Genomic DNA, 20,496 nt, shown 5'->3' on the forward strand with positions numbered 1-20,496 from the left:
GAGCCGTTCATCAGCGTATCAGATCCACTCAGGTTGCCCGCATCGTAAAGCGTACCGTTTACCATAATCGACTCGCCAGGGCATAGCGTTTCCGCAATATTATTCACCACCGCTCCCTCAAATGTCAGGGCGATGCTGATCAGGCTGTCGCAGCCGTTCTCCGTAGCGTTCGGGAGCACCTCAAAACCGCTGGGGTTGCCTGCGTCGTAGACCGTGCCGTTCACCGTAAGGCTGCTGCCGGTGCATAGGGTCTGTACGATGAAATTCGTATCCGCCGGGAAAAAGGACACCTCCACCATAATGATGGAGTCGCAGCCGTTTGCCGCAGCGCCCGCAAGCGTATCTGCGCCCATTGGGTTATCCATATCATACAAGGTACCATTAACGGTCAGGCTGGCATTGGGGCAGAGGGTTTCGGTAATCGTGTCCCGAACGGTGGGCCGTACCGCTGTCGTATCGAGTAAGTCCAGCGTATCCAAGCAGTTGGCATCTGCGAGCGTACCAAACTGCCAGAATAGGTCCTGGATATTTTGCAAGGAGTCGGCCGGGCAAAAAGCGATTGTCGTATCAACGCTGGTACTGAAGATGTCAAAAGCCAGGGTATCCATGCCGGAAACAACCGCGTAGGACAAGTTGAACGGAGGGGTGCCGGAAAAGCTCAGTGCCCATTCCGTACAGCCCGATTCGCAAATGGTATCAGCAGCCGGAGTAATGGTTAGGCCAGGAGCTGGGTTCAGGGTATCAACCACTACTGCCCCTTCTGCCTGACAGCCCGTTCCATCCGTAACGGTCACGCTGTAAAGACCGGGCAAGACGCCGACAATTGAGCTGCTCATAGTAGCGTTGCTCCAGTTGTAGGTGTAGTTGCCGTCTCCCCCGGTTACGGTAAGGGCAGCAGTGCCATCTGCGGTATTGGGACAGGAAGCCCCCTGTACGTCAAAATCAAAATTGAGCGCACAATCCGGCGCAGTTATGGTAAAAGAGCAGGTGGCCGAGCAGCCGTTATCATCGGTAACCGTCACGCTGTAGGTGCCCTGTGGCAGGTTATTGATAACGATATCAGTATTGCTTGTACTCAGGTCCCCACTCACGCTCCCCGACCATTCCACCTGGAACGGAGGTGTTCCACCGGTTACCATAACGCCCCCTTCTCCGTCAGCATTGCCTAAACCAGACGCCGGGGCTGCCTCCGTACAACTGAGCATGGGCGCACCGGAAATGGTGACCTCAAATGCTGTTTCATCGCTACAAACCGTATTATCATCATAAATGTAATAGGTGCCACCGGCTGTCACCATATCGCCCGGTGCATAGCTGGCCCCCGTGCCGTTTGCCCCGGTATAGTAAGCCGCAGACGAAGTCAGGTTATTCCCATCAATAGGTGGAAAAGTAAAGGAAGTACAGCCAGATTGATCAGGTAGCGGTGTAATTTCAACACCATCTACGATAGTGACGAAAAAGGACGTCTCATCAAAACAACCGGGGGTGCCTGCATAAGCGTAGAGCAACTGACTACTGGTTATGACCTCGCCCGGCGGTAAGATGTTGCCCGTTGCATTCGGACCGGTGTAGTAGAAGGCATTAGACCCTACTCCTGTACCTTGAATGGGCGGAAGGGTGTAGCTGTCACAAGTCAGCACATCGGAAACCGGGAAGACGACCGGTGGTTGCTCAATCGTTATTTCCAGCGTTTCCTGGTCGTCACAACCGGGCGTACCATCGTAAAGGAACAAAATCCCGGAGGTGGTGATCAATGCGCCCGGCCCAAATTCCTGTCCGGTGCCGTTCAACCCGGTGTAATAAGCCTGGTTGCCGGAGAGTCCGGTACCATTGATTGGGGGCAGGGTGTAGGGCCCGCAGCTGCTTACCGGTGCAGCGGGCGGGAAGATGTCCGGAGCAGGCGTAATGGTGACCTGAAAAGACACTTCGTCGCTACAGCCGGGAGCGGCACTATCGTAGGCGTAGTAGGTGCCGGAGGTAGTGATGGCCTGACCGGGGCTATACTGGGTGCCCGTACCGTTAGGTCCGCTGAAGTAGGCTGCGTTAAAAGTCAGGTTACTGCCCGGGACCGCCGGCAGTATGTAGCTATTGCAAACCACGACGGGGCTGATAGGGCTGATGTCTGGTTGAGCCGTCAAATTGATTGGAACTTGCACGGGCTCGCTTTCGCACCCACTACCATTGGTAGCAGTCACCCAAACATTCGTGCCGGCCACTGCAGGGTAAGCAGAGGGGTTTGCCACCGGCGTATTTCCGCCGGCATCCTGATACCAGGTAACCGTATTTCCGGCGCTGATCTGACTATTGTAGGCCGTAAGGTCTATGATTCCACCAGGCCCACTGCACTCAGAAATGCTGATACTGTTAGCGTCTGGCGTAAAGGCAAAAACCAAATTCACAAGTACCGTAGCGGATTCACAGCCATTCGCATCCGTTACCGTAGCGTAGATGGTTTGATTGGTGCCCGAGGCAATCACAGTAGGAATGTAAGTGGCGAGGTCAATTTCATTGGTGCCGGCTGCGTCGAGGTACCAGGTAACCGTTTGCCCACTCCCCCCATTGATCTCATTAATGATTGCGCTGAGGTTATCGGTCCACTGAGGCGGAAAGATATTTTCGATACAAACCCGTAAATCATCGGTCGGGGGGTTGGCCATAGGTCCGGCGTTGACGGATATTGTGGTAGTTACTGCAGCGGCGCAGGCCCCCGGGGTTGGCGTAAAGGTCAGGGTATTGGAACCAGGGTTAGCCTGGCCCGGATCAAAATTACCGCCGGATACGCCAGTACCAGACCAGGTGCCGGCCACCCCATCCTGGTTGCCAGGCAAAGGGATCAGCCCGCCACCGGAGCAGTAGGGGCCACCAAAGTTGTCCAGGGCCGGGACTTGCTCGGCTTCCACCTGTACGGTCACGGTATTAGAGTTGGCACAAGCGCCCGGGGCAGGATCGAAGGCCAGGGTCCAGGAGCCCGTACCTGCATTAGCGGGAATAAAGGTATTGCCACCCGAAACGCCAGAGCCGGACCAGGAACCAGAGACCCCGTTAAACGTCGTATTGAGGAGTACAGGCGTGACACTGCTTTCGCAGAAAGGGCTGCCGGGCGGCGGTAAAGGCGTGTAGGTTTGTTCGGCCTGTACCTGCACCGTAGTCGTAGCCGGTGCCGTACAGCTGCCTCCACCGGAGGGCGTAAAAGTAAGCGTAGTGCTACCTGCGCCAGCCACCAGCGGATTAAAAATGCTGCCACTCACACCGTTGCCCGACCAGGTGCCGCTAATGCCGCTCTGGGTGGGCGGCAAGTCAACCGTACCGCCCAGTGCGCAAACTGGCCCAATGGGGTCAAGCGAGACGGCTATGCCCGACTGCACTTCCAGATCGAAGGTATAGCTGGCCGCTGTAAGGCAACCGCCACCCGAGGGGGTAAAGGTGATGGTATTGGTTCCGATATTGGCGGCAGCAGGATTGAAACTACTGCCACTCACGCCCGGTCCTGACCAGTTGCCCGGCACGCCAGGGCTGATGCCCAATGGTACCGCCGCGTCCGTATCGCAGAAAGGCCCGGCAGGGCTGCTCAGGGTAATGTCCTGAGCGGGGTCAACCGTCACATCTACGGTGGCGATAGTGGCGCATTCGCCGGGATCAGGCGTGAAGGTTAGCGTCCAGGTCCCGGGGCCAGTGGCTGGAGCATCGGGGTCGAAGGTAGTGCCGGTGACACCGGGGCCGGACCAGGTGCCGGTGATGCCACCGGGAGGTACAGTAGTATTGAGGGGAATGTCTGCTTGTGTTTCGCAAAAAGGAGGGGGTATAGGCAGGTTGGGCGTTTCGGCAGGAATTACAGTAATGGTTGTTGTTGCCGGAGAAACACAGTTGCCTGCCAGTGGGGTAAAAGTAAGCGGGTAAGTCCCAGGCCCGATAGATGGATCAAAGATATTACCAGACACCCCTGATCCGGACCAGTTGCCCATAATGCCCACAATATTTGTAGGCAGGGCCAGTAAATTTGCCAGTTCACACCTATTGGGGAAACCAGGTATCGGTGCGGGGTTGTCCACGCATTCTATGGTAACGTTGGAGAAGGTGACCGTTTCATTACTCGCCCAGGTTTGAGTGTTTACTGTGATAGACGCATTCCCTGGAATCCCACTTGCGCAATAATCAAAAGAGATCGATCCTGACATCTCAGCGTTTGTGGTTCCAGCATCGCCGATTAGATCTCCGCCCACCTCTACTCCATCAATAAAAAACCTAACCCAGAGAAAATCCCAGCACCCATTAATGAAGGCACCGGTTGTAACGCAGTCTGGACTTTGGTTTGTGGGATCACCATTACAGGTTGCACATTCATCGCTGGTTTCCATATTTCCTGACCCCTCCCAGCCTGTTGGAATATTATAATCAACACTAAAGCGAACGGTTCCACAGCCTGTAAAAGGAACAGCTCCATAAGTATCTGTAGTCATTCCATCCGTATTATTATAAGTGGTCCCCGGATCGGATAACAAAACAGTTATTTGTCCTGATAAGATATTTAAAGGTGTCAGACCAAATAGGAAACTAAACATCGATAATAGGTATAGGCGCCGAACACTAAAAGTCATGCTTTCCATAATCAAGATTAGCCCTTCGCACAGAGGAAGGAGGTCAATGTATGCAGTATTAGTTTGGGGTGTCGTTGCTTCCAAATGGGCATTACAAAAATAGGCATTAATCGCAAGCGCCACAGCGCAGGCGGTGTTAACTACAAATTAATTAACGAAATTCGGGATAAACAACCTGCTGCCCCTTTTGATTGTCCGGGGTTTTCCTTATCTTAAAAACGAATCACACTGGTGCATTTCAGTAGATATTTTTTTGTTTTTCAAGGGAAAAACTTACCTTTGCATCCGCTTTTTACTGAATGACGCAGGGCCAGGCAAAAGAGCTGGTACTGTTAAAAAGCCAACTGACATGGATCCGCTAATCAATTTTTCAATCCCCTTACGTGGATTGCACGAAGGTATCCATCAATTTGACTTCCAGATTGATCGCGCGTTCTTCGACGCATTCGAAAATGCCCCTATAGGTGAGAGCGATATTCAGCTGAAGCTGGAATTCGCGAAATACCCCGGGCTGATGACTTTCCTCTTCGACTTTGAAGGGACGGTAAATACTGAGTGCGACCGCTGCCTGGCCCCAATCCAACTGCCTGTTGAAGGCAAACAACAATTGGTGGTCAAAGTCAGCGAAACCATCGAAGGCGAAGTCGAGCAAGACGAGGAGGATCCGGACGTAATCTTCATCCACCCGGAATTGCCCAAGCTGAATCTCGCACCTTTGGTATACGAGTATATTTGCCTGGCACTCCCGATGATTAAGACTTACGATTGCGAGGCCGATACGCCACGCCCCTGCAATGACGAGATGCTAGACCGCCTCGGCGCTGCGGAGGACCTGGACGAAGAGGAGCCTGCTACCAACCCGGTCTGGGACGAATTGAAGAAACTGGGTAACAACAATTAATAAATGCAGGGCTGCATAGCCCTTTAAAACGTTATAACGATGGCACATCCTAAGAGTAGAATCTCGAAGCAGCGTAAACACAAGCGCAGAACGCACAAGAAAGCGACGATGCCTAATATCGCCACTTGCGCTACCACTGGTGAGAAGCATCAGTTGCACCGCTCGTACACGGACCTCGACGGCAACATGTACTACCGTGGCAAGCTGCTCATTAAAGCAGATGTCGAAGAGTAAAAGGCTTTGGGCTATTCGCCCTGGCTATTTCAATGCTATACCATAGAGCTCCCATCCGAAACGCGTGATGAGGAGCTTTATTGGTTTCACCTGGTTACCTGCTATGAAAAAAATCATCCAAACTGACAAAGCCCCCGCACCGGTGGGCCCTTATAATCAGGCCATTATCCACAACGGCACCCTTTATATTTCCGGGCAGATCGCCATTGACCCTGCCACCGGCGAATTGATCATCAGCGATATCGAAGCCGAAACCCACCGGGTGATGCAAAACCTGCGTGCCATTCTCGCAGAAGCGGACCTGACCTTCGAAGACGTCATCAAGTGCAGCATCTTCGTTTCTGATATGAACAACTACAGCCGTATCAACGAAGTCTACGCCGCTTACTTTGATGACGCAACGGCGCCCGCCCGCGAACTCGTTGAAGTCGCCAACCTCCCTAAATTTGTCAATATCGAAATCTCAGCTATCGCTGCGTTTGACTAAAACAAAAGCTATGAAAACAGCACTTCCCGTACTGGCCCTCGCTCTTTTGGTTGCAGGCTGCAACCCCAAGTCCGGCACTACTTCTGCCGCACCGCCTGAGGACTCCGCACCAAAGACCGAAGAAGAGCTGGCCGACCGTATGATCACCAAGGTGAAGCGCATCGTTGATGCTACGGATGAACGCCTGGCAACCGCCGTACCTATCACCGATACCCTTCCGGCGGAGCAGGGGATGTCCTCCGGACGTATCCTCAAATTATGGATGGAACAGGAGCAAGCGGTCAAGCTTACGGTAACCGAGCCGGACGATCAGGGCGAAATGAGCGGACTGTCTACCTTCTACTTTGCAGGGTCGGATTTATTCTATGCTTCTCAGCCCTTCGCCCATTTCATTTTTATTGGCGGCAAGCTACAGTACTGGGCAGACGAAACCTGGCAGGTCAATCCTGTAAGCAGGGATATTCTTGATGCCCGTGAAGGCTATCTTTACGAAGAAGCCAATAAATATTTAAGCTGGTTTTTCGGAAATTAGCTCTTATGCCTTCTTACTGCGAATTTGTGCGGGAACTGCCGCCGGACAATGTCCACCGCCAATACCATGACACCCAATATGGTTTCCCGCTGACAGATGATAACGAGCTGTTCGGCCGGCTGATCCTGGAAATCAATCAGGCGGGGCTATCCTGGGAGCTCATTCTCAAAAAAGCCGCCAATTTCAGGCAGGCGTATGCCCACTTTGATATCGAAAAGGTCGCTCAGTTTACCGAAGCAGACCGGGCGAGGCTTCTTCAGGACGTGGGCATCATCCGCAACAAGCTCAAGGTAAATGCAGCTATTCACAATGCCCAACAAATTCAACAGTTACAATCCGAATACGGTAGCTTTAAAGCCTGGCTCGACCACCACCATCCTATGCCCAAGACCGACTGGGTGAAGCTATTCAAGAAGACCTTCAAATTTACCGGAGGAGAAATTACCGGCGAGTTTCTCATGAGCACGGGTTACCTGCCCGGTGCGCACGATGGCGACTGCCCGGTGGGGCAAGAATTGAAGTCCATACGGCATCAATAGCGCTGATTAAGAGCGTGTTGGGACTTTAGCAATCGGTCTGCCAGCCCTACTCCAGCAAGCTCACTCTGATTTTTCTCTTTTTGATCTTCTGATTATCCAGTGCTTTGATCACCTGACTGGCTTTATGCTTAGGCACAGCAACATAAGCGTAGTTTTGTTTTAGCTCTATAATGCCCAACTCTTGCTTTTCTAATCCGCCCTGCTTGAAAAAGAGGCCGGCAATATCCCCTTTCGAAATTTTATCTCTTCTGCCACCCAGCATATAGATGGTGGCCCATTCGCCGGGCACCGGTGCTCCGGTATCAGACAGGGAAATGATGGTAGCCTCCCGGGCATAATGGGGCAGGTCGCGGTTTGAAGGCTTGATCAGGTACGCCGCTCCGTTACTATTCATACGGGCAGTACGGCCATTTCGATGGGTAAACAAAGCTTCTTCGAAGGGGAACTCAAAATGAATAATGTAATCCAGCTCCGGCACATCAATACCCCGTGCGGCCAAATCAGAAGCCAGCAGAATACGGTGGGTCCCATTTCGAAACTGAACCAATGCATGTTCGCGGTCCAGTTGATCCATACCTCCGTAAAAGCAAGCGTGTGCTATTTTTTTTCGGTGGAGAAAGACACTTACTTCCTGCAACGTATCCTTCAGGCTGCAAAACACGATACCTCTGCCTCCACCCAATTCACCCAGCAGCAAGGCTAATGCGCCATACTTATCCACTTCATCGGCTACCACAGCCCTGAGTTCGAGTTGAGACGCTTGTTCAGCAGCAAATTGCAGGTGCACAGGGTCAGTGAGGCCAACAAAGTCCGGGATCGTGACGTTTTGGGTCGCGGAAGTCAGGATTTTTTTCCTGGGCCTATCAATATTTTCAATTATCGCCCGCATTTCCGTTTCAAAGCCTGTTTCGAGTGACTTATCAAACTCATCCAATATCAGTACTTCGATATATTCGGTGGAAATGTTTTCCCGCTCCATATGATCTGCCACCCTGCCCGGTGTGCCCACAAGAATGGCGGGGGGATGCCGGAGGTCATTTTTGTCTTTGTATCCTGCGCGCCCCCCGTAAATAGCATTGATCTTATAACCACTCCCCATATCGCGGGCCACTTGCTCAATCTGTGTAGCCAATTCGCGTGAGGGCACCAGGATAAGCGCCTGTACCTGTTCCAGGGAGGGGTCAAGCAGATCGATTAGTGGCAATAGGAAGGCTAACGTTTTGCCCGTGCCGGTCGGGGAAATCAGGACCAGCTCGTCCTTTTCGGAAATGGCTTTATGCGCTTCTAACTGCATTCGGTTAAGCTGCTTAATGCCGAGCTTTTGCAGAATAGCTTGTTGATCTTTATGAGTAGACATGAGTGCGAAGGTAAGTTAAAAACCATTAGCCCTCACAGCGCAGTCTGCCGAAAAGGCAGGAAGCAGCAGGTGTCACTTGTTTCATGCTTACAGTCCGCCAATGCAGAATTTGTGATTTCTGACTTGGCGGACTGTAAGATCGGAGGATCAAATCACATATGCGGAACAGGCGCTAAGGCAACAACGGCGTCAGCAGCAGGAATACAACGGCCCCTGCCAAAAAGCCAACCAATGCCAGCCAGCCAACTTTGCGCAAGTACCAGATAAAGTCGATGCGCTCCATGCCCATAGCGGCTACGCCGGCTGCCGAGCCGATGATCAGCATACTGCCACCGGTACCGGCAGAGTAAGCGATGAAGTGCCACAGCTTGGAGTCCATAGGCATTTCGTACATCCCCATAGAAGCCGCAACCAGCGGCACGTTATCAATAATCGCCGAAGCAAAGCCCAGCAAGATCACGACAACATCCTGATTGGGAATGACCCTGTCCAGCACCTCCGCCACATAGCGCAACGTACCGACCTGAATGGCCTCGCCTTCCCGCATAACGGTAGCATAAACCAGGCTTTCCAGTGCTGCTACGGCCATCAGAATGCCGAGGAAAAACAGGATACTCGACATCTCAATACGCGAAAGGGCTTTGTGGGCAGAGTACATTTCGCGCCGGGAGTGGGAAAAATCTTCCTCCGGGTGGATGTATTCAGAAACCAGCCATACGACCCCAAGCGAAAGCATCATGCCCAAATAAGGCGGCAGGTGCGTAATGGTCTTGAAGGCTGGCACAAAAACGATAGCCCCAAGCCCCAGAAACAGCATGGTACGGCTGCTCAGTAGCTTGCCCGCCTGAATATTCTCGTTAACGTCGAGGGTGATATCCCCACGGAACGGCTTCATGAAATAAGCTGCAATTGTAAAAGGCACGACAAAACAGGCAATAGACGGAATGACCAGGTGTTCGATCAGGCCACCTGCGGAAACCTTGTTGCCAATCCAGAGCATCGTGGTGGTCACATCTCCAATAGGCGACCAGGCACCTCCGGCGTTGGCCGCGATCACAATCAGCGCGACAAACCAGAGGCGTTCTTTCTTATCCGGCACGATTTTACGCAGAAGCGTCACCAGTACGATCGTGGCCGTAAGGTTATCGATGATAGCCGAAAGGATGAAGCCCAGGACGCCTACAATCCAGAGCAGTTTACGTTTACTCTTCGTTCTGACGTAGCTTTTGAGCACCTCAAAGCCCCGGTGCAAGTCGATGATTTCCACAATCGTCATCGCACCGATCAGGAAGATGAGGATTTCTGCCGTCTTGCCTAAGTGGTGGAGCAAAGTGTTGTTGAAGCCTTCTTCAGCGAGGTGATGCCCTTCGCCCTGAGCGTCATGCGCGCCCACCAGGCTGTAAATGTGTTCATGCGTGTCCACAACAGATAACAAGCCGTAATGAAAGCCCAGGGCCAGAAGTGCCCAGGCCACAGCTGCCATAATGAGTGCAGGCACGGTTTTATCAAGCCGAAGTGGATGCTCGAATACGATGGCCAGATAGCCAAGAAAGAATACCAGGATAATTGCCGAATCCATGTAAAGGTTAGTTGGTTCTTATGTTGCGCGTAAATTTATGATTTTCTTTTGAGCCCCCGGCCATAAACCTGAACTTATTATTAGCTGGTATAGTTTGTCCAAACGGACAAGAATTATGTATTTTTGCAGGCTGTAGCACTAAAGGTATAGTGATGGTAAAGATTGGAGATGTAAATATTGGTGAATTCCCCTTACTGCTCGCCCCGATGGAGGACGTCAGCGATCCCCCCTTCCGGGCCCTTTGCAAAGCACAGGGCTGCGATATGATGTACACCGAGTTCATCTCTGTGGAAGGGCTGATCCGGGACGCCGACAAAAGCGTGCAGAAGCTCGACATCTATGATTACGAGCGGCCGATCGGCATCCAAATCTTTGGCGCAGAGCACGACTCTATGATGCGGGCAGCCGAAATTGTAGAGGAAGCAAAGCCTGAGGTGCTTGATATCAACTATGGCTGCCCGGTAAAAAAGGTAGTCTGCAAAATGGCAGGGGCTGGTATTCTGCAAGATATCGACCGCATGGTCGAATTGACGGATGCCGTTGTCCGGTCGACCAAGCTGCCCGTAACGGTGAAGACCCGCCTGGGCTGGGATGACAACACCAAATATATTGAAGAAGTCGCTGAGCGCCTGCAGGATGTAGGTATCAAGGCACTCTCCATACACGGGCGTACCCGCAAGCAGATGTACAAAGGCGAAGCTGACTGGACTTTGATGGGCAAAATCAAAGAAAACCCGCGCGTCAAAATCCCCATATTTGGCAACGGTGATATCGACAGCCCGCAGAAAGCGAAGGAATACCGGGAACGCTACGGCGTGGATGGCATTATGATCGGACGGGCGGCAATTGGTTACCCCTGGATCTTCCGGGAAATCAAACATTACTTTGCTACCGGAGAACTGCTCCCACCACCAACAGTAGAAGAGCGCGTAGCTGCCGCCAGAACCCACCTCTCCCACTCCGTAGAATGGAAGGGCGCAAAGCTCGGCGTACTGGAAATGCGCCGGCATTACACCAATTATTTCCGTGGCTTCCGCAACATCAAAGAATACCGCAAACGGCTGGTCACTGAAGAAAACCCGGCAGGCTTGTATGCCATACTCGATGAGATCGAGGCGGTATACCGCAACGAAGAAGCACTGGTCTAACTCCAAAACGCAATCCATTGGTTTTTAATATTGAGCCCCACGAGCGGAAAATATTCGAGCTGATCAGCAAAGCGGCGACAGCGCTGGACTTCCCTGCCTACGTAGTGGGGGGGTATGTCAGAGACCGGCTCCTGGCCCGTCCTTCCAAAGATATGGACATCGTTTGCGTAGGCAGTGGTATTCAGCTGGCTCAGGCTGTGGCCGGCCGGCTCCGCCCTACGCCACGCGTAACTGTTTTTAAGCGGTTTGGCACGGCTATGCTTAAGCACCGGGACATGGAAATCGAGTTTGTCGGGGCCCGGAAGGAATCCTACCGATCAGATTCCCGGAAACCAACGGTGGAAGAAGGCACCCTGGAAGAAGACCAAAACCGGCGTGACTTCACCATCAACGCGCTCGCCGTCAGCCTGAACGAACGCGACTACGGGGCGATCATTGACCCCTTCAACGGGCTGGAAGACCTCGAAGCAAAGCTCATCAAAACACCTCTGGAGCCTGGTAAGACCTTCTCCGACGACCCGCTGCGCATGATGCGCGCCATCCGCTTTTCCACGCAGCTTGGTTTTGCCATTGACCCGGAAACCTTCGACGCTGTACGGCAATACCACAACCGCATCAACATCGTTTCCAAAGAGCGGATTACGACCGAGCTCAACAAAATCATTCTGGCGCCACAGCCTTCTATTGGGTTCAGCCACCTCTTCGATACCGGCCTGCTCCAAAAGTTCTTCCCCGAAATGGCAGCGCTGCAGGGCGTGGAAGTCCGCAACGGCAAAGCCCATAAAGACAACTTCTACCATACGCTCGAAGTGCTGGACAACCTTTGCGCCAAAACCGACAAGCTTTGGTTGCGGTGGGCGGCTATCCTGCACGATATCGCCAAACCTCCCACCAAGCGTTTTCATCCGCAACACGGTTGGACCTTTCACGGGCACGAAGCCCTGGGTGCGAGCATGGTGCCCCGCATTTTCAAAAAGCTACGCCTCCCCCTCGACCATAAAATGAAATACGTGCAGCAGCTCGTCCGTCTGCACCTGCGCCCCATAAGCCTGACCAAAGAGAATATTACCGACTCGGCTATTCGCCGCCTGCTCTATGAGGCCGGTGATGATATTGATGACCTAATGCTGCTCTGCGAGGCAGATATCACTTCCAAAAATCCGAAAAAGGTAAAGCGGTACCTCGAAAACTACGAAATGGTACGGGAACGCCTGCAGGAAGTGGAAGCACAAGACCACCTCCGCAACTGGCAACCGCCAATATCCGGCGAGACGATCATGGAAACTTTCGGTATTTCGCCTTCCCGGGAAGTCGGTATTATCAAGAATGCGATCCGGGAGGCAATTTTGGATGGAGATGTGGGCAACAGCTATGACGATGCCTATCAATTCATGCTCAAAAAAGGGACAGAACTGGGCCTTACCGTTTCCAACCAACAATAAATTGGTGCAACCCTAATCTAACCCCGATTAAATTTCCTTATACTGCATCCCCAAAATAATCCGGGTCCTTAATCAAAGCAGGATATGAAAAACCAAAATGTTATTTTCTGGTCATTCACCGTGGCCCTTGGAGGCTTCCTATTTGGATTCGATACCGCTGTGGTCTCGGGCGCAGAGGGGGCTATTCAAAAAGAGTGGGGATTAAGCAATACCATGGTCGGTCAAATGGTAGCTATGGCACTCTACGGCACAGTGATCGGTGCACTGCTCGGCGGTTGGCCCGCAGAGCGCTTTGGCCGCAAGATCAGTTTGTTCTGGATTGGAGTGCTGTACCTGGCCTCCGCAGCCGGATCCGCCCTTGCACCAGATGTATACAGCCTGATGGCCTTCCGTTTTGTGGGAGGATTGGGTGTGGGTGCTTCCTCTGTAGTCGCACCTATGTACATCACAGAAATAGCCCCCAAAGAGCAGCGGGGACGATTAGTCGCCTTTTTTCAATTTAATATTGTACTGGGCATCATGGTGGCTTATATTTCCAACTGGCTGATTGGCAGCGGGTCCTGGCGGGTTATGCTTGGCGTAGAAACGCTCCCGGCTATTGCCTTCGTCCTCATGATCCTAAAAGTCCCGCGCAGCCCGCGCTGGCTGGTCGTCAAACGGGAAGCACACGACGAAGCGCTGGGTGTTTTACAACGGATCAATCCGGAAACCGCCACCCGGGAATTGCAAGCTATCGAACATGCGCACAAAACGGCGCGCGCGGGTGGCCTCCGGGCCTTCCTGTCGGGCATTTACAACCGACCTATTCTGCTCGCCTTCTTATTTGCGTTCTTCAATCAAGTCTCTGGCATCAATGCTGTGATTTACTACGCCCCCCGCATTTTCAAGCTGGCGGGGCTGGAGGAAAGTGCCGCTCTCCTGGCGAGCACCGGGATTGGTACCGTCAACTTGGTTTTCACCCTCATCGGCATGTCGCTGATCGATAGCTTTGGGCGGCGCAAGCTGATGTACATCGGCTCAATCGGGTATATCATTTCGCTCTCAGCAGTAGCCTATGCTTTTTACGGGGAGGTTTCCGGTGGCTATACGGTGCCCATCTGGCTGTTCGTCTTCATTGCCTCCCACGCTATCGGGCAGGGGGCGGTGATTTGGGTCTTCATTTCTGAAATTTTCCCTAATGAGGTCCGCAGCTTTGGGAACTCCCTGGGCAGCGGCACACATTGGGTCTTTGCCGCCCTCATCGCCGGCACTTTCCCTTATCTGACCGGGGTGATGGAAGAGTTCGCTATTTTTGCCCTCTTTGCAGGGCTGATGGTCCTGCAATTGTTATTTGTAGCCTTTATGATGCCCGAAACCAAGGGGATATCTCTTGAAGAGTTACAAGAACGTTTGATGAAGAAATAATCTTACCTTTTATGAGTGTGGTCAGCTTTGGAGAAGTACTTTGGGACATGCTGCCTGCCGGCAAAAAAGCCGGTGGAGCACCGATGAACGTAGCCTTCCACCTGCGAAACTTCGGGTTCAAGACCCAACTCATCAGCCGGATCGGGCAGGATGCGCCCGGGCAGGAACTGCGCTCTTTTCTGGAGACGAAAGGGATTGACCATCGCCTGGTACAGGAAGATCCCAGCCACCCAACGAGCACGGTACAGGTCACACTGGATGAAAACGGGCACGCTTCTTACGAGATTGTTCAGCCCGTCGCCTGGGATTTCATCACCGCCTCCGCAGCAGCAGAACAGGCCGTTGCAGGAGCCAAAGCTCTGGTATTTGGCAGCCTCGCTGCCCGTCAGGAAAGCACTCGTTCTACCCTCCTGCATTTACTGGAGCATGCACAGCTGGCCGTTTTTGACGTCAACCTGCGCCCGCCTCACTACACTACCCAACGGCTGCAAGACCTGCTCGCCCGGGCGCACCTGGTCAAAATGAATGAAGAAGAGCTGGCCATCATCGCCACCTGGTACACGGACAGCCCTTCGGAAGCAGAGCAGATGAGAGCTGTTTTAGCTGCCCACCGCCTGCAAGGGCTCCTGGTCACCAAGGGTAGCGAGGGCGCTGCCTGGATGAGCCCGGGTGGGACTTACCTCCAACAACCGGTATTCCCGGTGCAGGTGGCCGACACAGTAGGCAGTGGCGATGCCTTCCTCGCTGGCTTTCTCAGTCAATACCTGCATAAAAAAGCCGTGCCTGACTGCCTGAAATTTGCGGCAGCAGCCGGTGCGCTGGTCGCCACACACGAAGGCGGCACCCCTAATCTGACTTCCGGAGACATTCTCCAATTCATAGCTCGTTAACGCTTCAATTATGCATCGTTTTGGATCCGCTTTTCTTTTCGGTGGCTTACTTTTGCTCACGCTCACTCATTGCAACACGCCCACAACTACAGATAATATGGCACAGGAAAACGGCACTTATCAGGAACCACACCGCCCGCAGTTCCACTTCTCGCCGGATAGCATGTGGATGAACGACCCCAACGGCATGGTGTACTACGCAGGCGAGTACCACTTGTTTTACCAATACTATCCGGACAGTACCGTTTGGGGCCCGATGCACTGGGGCCACGCGGTTAGTAAAGACCTGATGCACTGGGAGCACCTGCCGGTTGCCCTGTACCCGGACAGTCTGGGCTATATTTTCTCCGGCAGTGCGGTGGTGGACCAAAATAATACGAGTGGGCTGGGTGAGCCCGGCCGGCCACCACTTATCGCCATTTTTACGCACCACGATCCCGTGGGCGAGGCTGCCGGCACCAATGATTATCAGTACCAGAGTATTGCCTATAGCCTGGACAAAGGGCGCACCTGGACCAAATACGAAGGCAACCCGGTACTGCCCAACCCTGGCATGAAGGACTTCCGCGACCCTAAGGTATTCTGGCACGGGCCAACTGAAAAGTGGGTCATGATTTTTGCAGCGAGCGACCACATCAAGATCTATAACTCGCCAAACCTCATTGACTGGGCTTACCAAAGCGAGTTCGGGCAGGGTATTGGCGGGCAGGGCGGCGTTTGGGAATGCCCGGACCTGTTCCCACTTGAAGCAGATGGAGATACCACCTGGGTCATGTTGCTGAGCATCAACCCCGGCGCACCAAATGGCGGTTCCGGCACCCAGTACTTCCTGGGCAATTTCGACGGCAAAGCATTTAATATGCATTCAGCTTTCGCCGAAAAGGTAGCTGCTGACACCGCTTCCGGCAATCCATTCTGGATCGATTACGGGCGGGATAACTACGCCGGTGTTACCTGGTCGGATATACCCGCAGAAGACGGGCGGCGTATATTCATCGGCTGGATGAGCAACTGGAACTATGCTAATGTGGTGCCTACCGAACGGTGGCGGAGCGCTATGACCCTGCCCCGGACGCTTACCCTTCGGAATACCTCAGCAGGCCAATTGCTCTGTGCACAACCCGTGCAGGAGTCTACGCGCATTGTGCAGTCGCCTAAAGCTATCCCCCCCCAAAAGGTAAGCGGGCAGCTCGATCTCAGTCGCCTGCTTTCAGCCCCCTCTCCTACCCTGCACCTTGGTCTGCAGTTGTCCTGGGCGGCGGGTGAACAACCGGAGCGCATTGCCTTAGCTCTTTCCAATACCAAAGGGGAAGCTTACCGGATCTGGCTGGAAGGCAACACTTTTTATGCCGACCGCAGCAACGCCGGTGAAACAGCTTTTGAGAAAGGCTTCGGCAGTACCGCCAAAGCCCCGCGTTGGCCTGACCATCAAACTTTAGAGCTGGAGATATGGCTGGATGTAGCCTCAGTAGAGCTGTTTGCTGACGGGGGCGCAACCAACCTGACAGAGATTTTCTTCCCTAATGTCCCTTTTACACAAGTTACACTGGAAGTCGAAAACGGTGAAGTGGAAATAAAGGAAGGGAAGATCAGTACGGTGAAGTCCGTCTGGCTATAAAAAAACCGCACAAACACCGGGATGGTTTTGGACCCTCGAAGAGACATGGATAAGGCCGCCGGTGTGGTTCAGTAATCCCCTTGTCGCCGAAGCGAATCCCGGTAAAACCGGGACTGAGGCCCGCCCTAGTCACACCAAGTCGTACCCTAATATGGTTAAGATGTAGAGTCAAAACTTTTGGTGCCTGTACGGTTTGGGTGGGTCGTTTCCCTAAGGAAAATACACAGCCCGAGCGGGGATGATTTACAGTGCCCCAGACCTGCGGTGCGGTGCAGCCTTTCGGCAACCCGATACCCAAAGATAAGGATTAATTCTATGCACTAAAAGCGGTCTGTGGGCCTTAACAAGACAATATTACTTTGCGGTGATACGTAAGCGGCCCGCATTGTCTAACTGCGGCTCTCCATCCGCTATCAATTCCGGGCGGCTTTAGGCTTAATATTTAACCGAAGGGAAACCACATGAGAGTAGGTGCTTTCTTCAGCGCCCAGGTCAGTATAGGCATAATCCACGGTCAGTCCGGAAACCCGGAACCCCACGCCCAAACTAGGCCTGACTTTCAGGTTTTCCCCACCATCAAAATCCGTAATCTGCTGGAACTGACTGACCCCCGCCCTTAGAAAAACAAAGTTTTTGTAATCCGCTTCCACTCCGCCGGCCAGGTCCATGCTTATAGGATCAGCAGAGAGCAGGGTGTTTCGCGCGCCATCGGTGGTGAAGATGAAATTAGCCTCCGGCATCAGCCCCACATTCCCAAACTGGAATCGGCGGGCAGCGCCTAACAAGATTTGCGGGCGGGTAACTTCCACACTGTTGATGGGCACTTCGTTGTTGGTCAGCTCCAGCACCTCCCGCTCATCCTCTGAGAAGCTGAACGACCAGGCGTTGAAAGTGGAGGTCACGTCTTTGGCCACCAGGCCGAAGTTCCAGTCTTTGATGCGGTACTGCAGCCCGGCATCCAGCCCAAAGCCCCAGGAATTGGCAAAGGGGCCGATGCGCCGGTGGATGACTTTGATATTGGCACCGCCCAGCAATTGCCCTTTTTTGACTTTAAAAGGCTTAGCGTAGCTCATCACAAAAGCATAATCTGCCGCCGAGAACTCGGTGACGTTGTCGAAGTTGATGGTGCCATCGGTGTTGTATAGAGATAGGGTATTGGGGATGCCGTCAATGCCGAAGCGTACCAGCGACAGGCCAATGCGGTTGCCATTGGCGAGCGGGGCGGTGAAGCCCAGGTAATCGAAGTTGGAGACCCCCGCAAACCATTCGGCATGCATAGCACTCAGTTGCAGCCCATCGTCGGGTTGCAAGGTAGCCAGGCCAGCAGGGTTCCACATGCCCGCGGTCACATCATCTACACTGGCTATCACCGCGGTGCCCATACCATGTGCCCGTCCGCCCACGCCGATGGTGAGAAATTCGTTGCTGTATTTTTGTGCCTGCCCTGAAAAGCCTAGAAGGAGCCCTGTGGTCAGGAAGAGTAGCGTTCTGTACATAAGCTAGTTTGCGTTTGCTGCCATTTGAAACGCAATAATACGGGTTTGCGTGTGGTGTTAAGACTGGAGATGAAGGTTATTTTGCAGAAATGCCCAGCGTATTACACTCCATTACGGCTTTACAAACTGCCGAATATGCTGCCTATGCGCTCCTACCCAGTGTACCCAGTATGTTCCGGCTGGCAGACTGCCCAACGGAAGCTCATACACACTGCCCGGGGCTACCTGAGCCCGGTAAACTTCAGTACCCGTGTCGCTGAAAATACGCAGGAGCCCTTCCTTTCCGGAATCCTGCCCATTGACTTGAACGTAGAGCCTTTCTTTGGCGGGATTGGGCCAAATTTTCAATTCGGATACAGCCATGGCAGTTGAGAGAACGTTTGTGACCAGCCCCTCCCCTTCTGCAATGTAATAATGCTGATCAACCGCAAGCCCTTCATAAGTTTCTACTGCCCCATTCGGCCAGCGGATGGACAACCGGTCGATAAGCGTGGCGTCCCCCAGCCCGAAGTGTAAGGTAAAACTGTTTTGGGAGGCATAGCCCATGCCTGCGCAGACTTCATCCATTTGCACCTGCCCGTTGGCTTCCACCGTAACCCGCGCACCGATAGCGGCAGTATTGCTTTCCGTACCCCGCAGGCGTACTTTGACGAAGTGGTGCCCGTTTTCGGTGCTGTTCAGAAAAAGCTGATTGCCGTCCTGAGAACCGGCATTGACGAGCAGCAAATCTGGTTTCCCATCGGAGTTGACATCACCCGTAGCGACGCCGTAGCCAGCCATCGGGCTCGACAGGGGGGTCCCTTCACTGACGACTTCAAAAGTCGTATTCCCCAGATTGCGGCACAGCAGATTATCGAATGGGGCGAAGTAGGTGTCGTTGGATACATAAATATCGCTGTGGCCATCGTTATCGTAATCCAGGAAGACTGTGCCCCAGCCCATGCCCAGGTCATCCACCCCGGCCGGGCCACCGATTTCTGAAAAGGTGCCATCCCCATCGCTGAGCAGCAGGACATTCTCATACAGATTGGTGATGTACAGGTCGAAGAAGCCATCGTGGTTGATGTCCGCAAAATCTACGCCCATGCCCTGAGCAGCGATATTGGCCCCGGCAGCCACTGAGACGTCCTCGAAGTGCCCGGTGCCATCATTACGGTACAAGATATTGGACTGATTGGCATCGTGAGTGAGGTAAAGGTCGAGGTCACCATCGTTGTCATAGTCAAAAAACAGGGACCCCATAGCGATACCAAAGTCCTGAGCATTGGCGGCGGCTGTGATATCGGTGAAGGTACCATCGCCGTTGTTGTGGTACAGGTAATTGGTCGCGGCAAGGTTTGCTACGTACAAATCGATGTAGCCATCCCGGTCCACATCTCCCCAGAGGACCGCCCGGGTGCGGTGCCCGGAGTTGACGCCTGCACTTGCGCTGATATCAGTGAAGGTGCCATCGCCATTATTGTGGTATAAGATATTAGGCTCGTCGCGGTTGCCCAGGTAAAGATCGAGGTGCCCGTCATTATCGAAATCGCCCCAGGCACTCACATTGGTCGTCCCGACATGCGCAATACCCGCCTGCGCGGCCACTTCCGCGAACTGCCCGTTGCCGATCGCCTGGTAAAGCAGGTTGGGCGCATTGTGGCGGGAGATGTAAATATCATCTGCCCCATCCCCATCGTAATCGCCAAAGGCAACGCCAAAGTTCCGGCCGGGATGGTCAATGCCTGCCGAAGCGGAGCCATCAAAGAAAAGGGGCTGTGCGGGCAGCAGCCTTACCATTACAACAAGCAGTAAAAAACACAATCGAACCATAAGCCCTGCATTTCACTTTTCTGAAAAGTAGCAAAACTTCGTCAATGAAAGGATATCCATCCGGCTCAAAACCATACATTTTGACTCGTGAGATACGATTTTTGACCGTTTTAGGGGAACCTTGTCTTGGATCGCCCGGGAAAGGCTGAGGCTAAGGTTAAGGTTGAGCGCCCAAGCGCCGCCCGCAACGCAGCGACAGCTTACTGTCGCCTCCAGGCCCCACGAGCCATGTTCGCCAGGATGAAGACCGGCAACGCTCGCCACTTTTACATTTTATATTCTCCCGGTTTATATTTTACATCAAAGCGCGCCCGGCGAAGGGAGTGCGCCGGGCGAGAAAGCCACTCCGACCGGCAACGCTCGCCCAACGCCGGGGGCACTCCTTTCCCCCGGCGTTCTATCTCAAGCACGCCCGGCGAAAGGAGTGCGCCGGGCGAGGCTGCCACTCCGACCGGCACCGCT

Annotated in this window: 15 protein-coding genes and 1 pseudogene; 10 read left to right on the forward strand and 6 right to left on the reverse strand. The window is 53.4% G+C overall.

Annotation, left to right across the window (positions count from 1 at the left end):
* Positions 1 to 4,175: pseudogene (locus RIC19_RS14910) on the reverse strand (SprB repeat-containing protein); the annotation flags it as partial.
* A gap of 769 nt (positions 4,176 to 4,944) precedes the next feature.
* On the opposite strand from RIC19_RS14910, the gene RIC19_RS14915 reads away from it, so the two are divergent.
* The 5 genes from RIC19_RS14915 (at position 4,945) to RIC19_RS14935 (ending at position 7,288) form a co-directional block, all read left to right on the forward strand.
* Positions 4,945 to 5,496 carry a YceD family protein gene (locus tag RIC19_RS14915; protein WP_350179132.1) on the forward strand — a complete coding sequence of 184 codons (552 nt, stop codon included), beginning with the start codon at positions 4,945 to 4,947 and terminating at the stop codon, positions 5,494 to 5,496.
* A gap of 39 nt (positions 5,497 to 5,535) precedes the next feature.
* Positions 5,536 to 5,730, forward strand: a complete 195-nt coding sequence (gene rpmF / locus RIC19_RS14920) for a 50S ribosomal protein L32 (protein WP_350179133.1) — start codon at positions 5,536 to 5,538, stop codon at positions 5,728 to 5,730.
* A 103-nt stretch (positions 5,731 to 5,833) separates the two neighbouring features.
* Positions 5,834 to 6,217 carry a Rid family detoxifying hydrolase gene (locus RIC19_RS14925; protein ID WP_350179134.1) on the forward strand — a complete coding sequence of 128 codons (384 nt, stop codon included), beginning with the start codon at positions 5,834 to 5,836 and terminating at the stop codon, positions 6,215 to 6,217.
* Positions 6,218 to 6,227: 10 nt separating this feature from the next.
* The gene (locus RIC19_RS14930; RefSeq protein ID WP_350179135.1) at positions 6,228 to 6,749 is read left to right on the forward strand and encodes a hypothetical protein; all 522 of its coding nucleotides are present in this window, start codon (positions 6,228 to 6,230) and stop codon (positions 6,747 to 6,749) included.
* 5 nt (positions 6,750 to 6,754) lie between these two features.
* A complete protein-coding gene (locus RIC19_RS14935) occupies positions 6,755 to 7,288 on the forward strand; it encodes a DNA-3-methyladenine glycosylase I (protein ID WP_350179136.1) in 534 nt (177 codons plus the stop codon).
* A gap of 46 nt (positions 7,289 to 7,334) precedes the next feature.
* On the opposite strand, the gene RIC19_RS14940 is transcribed toward RIC19_RS14935, so the two are convergent.
* Positions 7,335 to 8,645, reverse strand: a complete 1,311-nt coding sequence (locus tag RIC19_RS14940) for a DEAD/DEAH box helicase (RefSeq protein ID WP_350179137.1) — start codon at positions 8,643 to 8,645, stop codon at positions 7,335 to 7,337.
* Between the two features lie 172 nt (positions 8,646 to 8,817).
* Complete coding sequence (nhaD, locus tag RIC19_RS14945; protein WP_350179138.1) at positions 8,818 to 10,224, reverse strand: sodium:proton antiporter NhaD; 1,407 nt, start codon at positions 10,222 to 10,224, stop codon at positions 8,818 to 8,820.
* Positions 10,225 to 10,376: 152 nt separating this feature from the next.
* Between nhaD and dusB the strand changes: the two genes are divergently transcribed.
* The 5 genes from dusB to RIC19_RS14970 all read left to right on the forward strand — a co-directional run bounded on the left by dusB (position 10,377) and on the right by RIC19_RS14970 (position 16,726).
* Positions 10,377 to 11,372, forward strand: coding sequence for a tRNA dihydrouridine synthase DusB (gene dusB / locus RIC19_RS14950; RefSeq protein WP_350179139.1), 996 nt, complete (start codon positions 10,377 to 10,379; stop codon positions 11,370 to 11,372).
* 17 nt (positions 11,373 to 11,389) lie between these two features.
* Positions 11,390 to 12,814: a CCA tRNA nucleotidyltransferase gene (locus RIC19_RS14955; protein WP_350179140.1), complete on the forward strand. Its 1,425-nt coding sequence runs from the start codon at positions 11,390 to 11,392 to the stop codon at positions 12,812 to 12,814.
* A gap of 84 nt (positions 12,815 to 12,898) precedes the next feature.
* Positions 12,899 to 14,218, forward strand: coding sequence for a sugar porter family MFS transporter (locus tag RIC19_RS14960; protein ID WP_350179141.1), 1,320 nt, complete (start codon positions 12,899 to 12,901; stop codon positions 14,216 to 14,218).
* Positions 14,219 to 14,229: 11 nt separating this feature from the next.
* On the forward strand, positions 14,230 to 15,108 hold the full coding sequence (locus tag RIC19_RS14965; protein ID WP_350179142.1) for a carbohydrate kinase family protein: 879 nt from the start codon (positions 14,230 to 14,232) through the stop codon (positions 15,106 to 15,108).
* A gap of 10 nt (positions 15,109 to 15,118) precedes the next feature.
* Positions 15,119 to 16,726 carry a glycoside hydrolase family 32 protein gene (locus tag RIC19_RS14970; RefSeq protein WP_350179143.1) on the forward strand — a complete coding sequence of 536 codons (1,608 nt, stop codon included), beginning with the start codon at positions 15,119 to 15,121 and terminating at the stop codon, positions 16,724 to 16,726.
* A 413-nt stretch (positions 16,727 to 17,139) separates the two neighbouring features.
* Here the strand turns inward: RIC19_RS14970 and RIC19_RS14975 are convergent, their stop codons facing one another.
* The 3 genes from RIC19_RS14975 to RIC19_RS14985 form a co-directional block, all read right to left on the reverse strand.
* The gene (locus tag RIC19_RS14975) at positions 17,140 to 18,222 is read right to left on the reverse strand and encodes a putative type IX sorting system protein PorV2 (RefSeq protein ID WP_350179144.1); all 1,083 of its coding nucleotides are present in this window, start codon (positions 18,220 to 18,222) and stop codon (positions 17,140 to 17,142) included.
* A 111-nt stretch (positions 18,223 to 18,333) separates the two neighbouring features.
* Positions 18,334 to 20,034, reverse strand: a complete 1,701-nt coding sequence (locus tag RIC19_RS14980) for an FG-GAP-like repeat-containing protein (protein ID WP_350179145.1) — start codon at positions 20,032 to 20,034, stop codon at positions 18,334 to 18,336.
* 266 nt (positions 20,035 to 20,300) lie between these two features.
* The coding region (locus RIC19_RS14985) for a hypothetical protein (protein ID WP_350179146.1) at positions 20,301 to 20,496 on the reverse strand (196 nt) is incomplete at its 5' end.

This window comes from Phaeodactylibacter sp. (assembly GCF_040219495.1).
Lineage (GTDB): Bacteria > Bacteroidota > Bacteroidia > Chitinophagales > Saprospiraceae > Phaeodactylibacter.

What these genes read in the sequence shown, in the direction of transcription:
- RIC19_RS14915 (WP_350179132.1), top strand. Translation starts at nt 4,945, where the DNA reads ATGGATCCGCTAATCAATTTTTCAATCCCCTTACGTGGATTGCACGAA.
- rpmF (WP_350179133.1), top strand. Translation starts at nt 5,536, where the DNA reads ATGGCACATCCTAAGAGTAGAATCTCGAAGCAGCGTAAACACAAGCGC.
- RIC19_RS14925 (WP_350179134.1), top strand. Translation starts at nt 5,834, where the DNA reads ATGAAAAAAATCATCCAAACTGACAAAGCCCCCGCACCGGTGGGCCCT.
- RIC19_RS14930 (WP_350179135.1), top strand. Translation starts at nt 6,228, where the DNA reads ATGAAAACAGCACTTCCCGTACTGGCCCTCGCTCTTTTGGTTGCAGGC.
- RIC19_RS14935 (WP_350179136.1), top strand. Translation starts at nt 6,755, where the DNA reads ATGCCTTCTTACTGCGAATTTGTGCGGGAACTGCCGCCGGACAATGTC.
- RIC19_RS14940 (WP_350179137.1), bottom strand. Translation starts at nt 8,645, where the DNA reads ATGTCTACTCATAAAGATCAACAAGCTATTCTGCAAAAGCTCGGCATT.
- nhaD (WP_350179138.1), bottom strand. Translation starts at nt 10,224, where the DNA reads ATGGATTCGGCAATTATCCTGGTATTCTTTCTTGGCTATCTGGCCATC.
- dusB (WP_350179139.1), top strand. Translation starts at nt 10,377, where the DNA reads ATGGTAAAGATTGGAGATGTAAATATTGGTGAATTCCCCTTACTGCTC.
- RIC19_RS14960 (WP_350179141.1), top strand. Translation starts at nt 12,899, where the DNA reads ATGAAAAACCAAAATGTTATTTTCTGGTCATTCACCGTGGCCCTTGGA.
- RIC19_RS14965 (WP_350179142.1), top strand. Translation starts at nt 14,230, where the DNA reads ATGAGTGTGGTCAGCTTTGGAGAAGTACTTTGGGACATGCTGCCTGCC.
- RIC19_RS14970 (WP_350179143.1), top strand. Translation starts at nt 15,119, where the DNA reads ATGCATCGTTTTGGATCCGCTTTTCTTTTCGGTGGCTTACTTTTGCTC.
- RIC19_RS14975 (WP_350179144.1), bottom strand. Translation starts at nt 18,222, where the DNA reads ATGTACAGAACGCTACTCTTCCTGACCACAGGGCTCCTTCTAGGCTTT.
- RIC19_RS14980 (WP_350179145.1), bottom strand. Translation starts at nt 20,034, where the DNA reads ATGGTTCGATTGTGTTTTTTACTGCTTGTTGTAATGGTAAGGCTGCTG.